Raw genomic sequence first — 2,081 nt, 5'->3', positions numbered from 1 at the left:
GAATTGGTAGACGCGCTAGCTTCAGGTGTTAGTGTTCTTACGGACGTGAGGGTTCAAGTCCCTCTCTTCGCACCAACGTTGTGAAATACCCTTCTGAGAAGTGCTTCCCTGTTACAACTATCCCTTTATTTCCAGCTGTTTTATCTTCTGAAAAATAACACTCTATTCCCGCGCCCGTTGCTTTACGAGGCGGTTAGTTTTACCAGGCGGTGAGTTTTACCGAGATTGCCATTAACGATCCGGCCAGTGCAATGCAGGATGGCAGCAGCAGGTAGTGACGCAGACGTTTATGGTACAGCATGCTGACCGTTGCCAGCAGCGCAATCACCATCAGCGCCCGCCACTGAGAAAACGAGAGATCCATCACCGCCAGCACCGGTATCAAGGCGCAAGGCAGCAGCACACCCCAGGCACTATCCAGTCGTTTTCCCAACATCCAGCTCACTCCCCCCTAATCCACATGCTGTTGCTATCGCCACTAACATCGTTACAATCCACAGATGATAATGATTACCAATAGCATATGACAACTTTTGTCATTTTGCAGCAAAATTGTTGAATCTTTGTACCTGAGGATGACAGGCTGAAGGGAAAGTGATAGATTGCGGCGTTTACTATTTCTTAGAACAAAATAATTACTCACACATACTATTCCTGACAGAATAATAAAAGCGAATGTCGGGTGTGTCGCTTTGGTATTTCAGGGTTGCAGCGAGTATATAATATGAAATTACTAACTTATGACGAATTGCTTTACAGCAAATATCGTCTGACAACGATGCTTTTTCTTTTTTTAAACACAGCGACATCTCTTTTCTTGTTGTTGAATTTTAAATATTCATCTTCATCATCAGTACTTTTGCCAACATTACTGATTCCGGTGATGAGTATTGCGTTGTTCGCCTGGACGTTTTTCCGGTCAAAAGTGAAATTATCACTATTAAATAGCGTATCATTGCTTACAGGTGTCCTGTGGGCGTGGCATATTTCGTTGAAATATATGCAGATAAGTAGCACTGACGGCAGTTTTTTGCTGATCAGTTTAATCAGCATCTATTTTATTAGCTCAATCGCTCTGGCCGATCATCTGCTGGCTTTCTGTCTGCACACCGCACCAGCGGCGCTGACGGTGCTGGCGCTCGATGCCGGCCATCATATGCTGATGCTGCTCTCGACGATTGCCCTGCCGCTGATCGGGTTCACGCTGCATCACCTGATGCGTCGCCGCAGCGACAACTTTACCCGGCGCCTGATGTACCAGTTGCATGAGGAGAAAGAGACCTACAGCGACCTCAGTATGCTCGATCCACTGACGGGTCTGTATAACCGCCGCGGGCTGAAAAACCGGCTGGAAAACATTCTGGAAACCCACTCAGGCAGCCATTTTGTTCTGCTGCTGGATATCGACCACTTCAAAGCCTATAACGACAACTATGGGCATGCGATGGGCGATCAGGCGCTGGCACGCGTCTCTGTCGCGATTCGTGACGCAGTGCGTTCACGCGATATTGTCACCCGCTACGGCGGTGAAGAGTTTCTGGTCCTGCTGACCAATGTAAATGCCGCTATTGCCCTGAAGCTGGCGGAACGCATCCGGCAGTATGTGCTGAACCTTGAAATTCCGCACCGCTTTAATGAGCGCGTCGCCACTCATGTCACCGTCAGCGTCGGTATTGCCCCGCTGCTGGCCGATGATTTTGATCAGGCGCTGGCGCATGCTGACCGTGCGCTGTATGTCGCTAAAAACAAAGGCCGTAATACCATTCTCAGCGCTGACGATTTACCCAAAGCCAGCAGCGCAGTGCCTGCTGATGCCGTTTAAACCCAATTAGCCCCGCCAGGGGCTGATATTTTCCCTTCAATATGATTATTTCTTTTCGCCAGAAGTGTTAACACACGATATCCATCCAACCAGTGGTTAACAGCCTTTATATTTTTATTTCCCACAGCATAACAAAACTGTCTTAATAACAATTTAACTGATTTAATCCTAATTAAAATCGCCTGGGCGGATTCAAGTTCGAAGTGCAACGCTAAGCCGCCTGTCTTAACTCTGCAAAGACCACTGAAGGCTGCCGGAA

At 47.9% G+C, this 2,081-nt stretch carries 2 protein-coding genes and 1 pseudogene; 1 reads left to right on the top strand and 2 read right to left on the bottom strand.

The genetic code is table 11. The annotated features are described in order from the left end of the window. Window positions 1-199: 199 nt before the first annotated feature. Window positions 200-485 (bottom strand): annotated as a pseudogene (locus ACSZO1_RS22250) (DUF1435 domain-containing protein). A gap of 239 nt (window positions 486-724) precedes the next feature. On the opposite strand from ACSZO1_RS22250, the gene ACSZO1_RS22245 reads away from it, so the two are divergent. Beyond that, window positions 725-1,822, top strand: coding sequence for a GGDEF domain-containing protein (locus ACSZO1_RS22245; protein WP_437616543.1), 1,098 nt, complete (start codon window positions 725-727; stop codon window positions 1,820-1,822). Here ACSZO1_RS22245 and ACSZO1_RS22240 read toward each other — a convergent pair. Continuing rightward, window positions 1,819-2,081: hypothetical protein (locus tag ACSZO1_RS22240; RefSeq protein WP_437616542.1), on the bottom strand; the 263-nt coding region annotated here is incomplete at its 5' end. The genes ACSZO1_RS22245 and ACSZO1_RS22240 overlap by 4 nt on opposite strands.

Source organism: Erwinia sp. V71, assembly GCF_965644245.1.
Taxonomy (GTDB): Bacteria; Pseudomonadota; Gammaproteobacteria; order Enterobacterales; family Enterobacteriaceae; genus Erwinia.
This window is presented reverse-complemented; position numbering and strand designations above follow the sequence as displayed.

Excerpts from the sequence above, each read along its gene's own strand:
- ACSZO1_RS22245 (WP_437616543.1), top strand. The coding sequence starts at position 725 with ATGAAATTACTAACTTATGACGAATTGCTTTACAGCAAATATCGTCTG.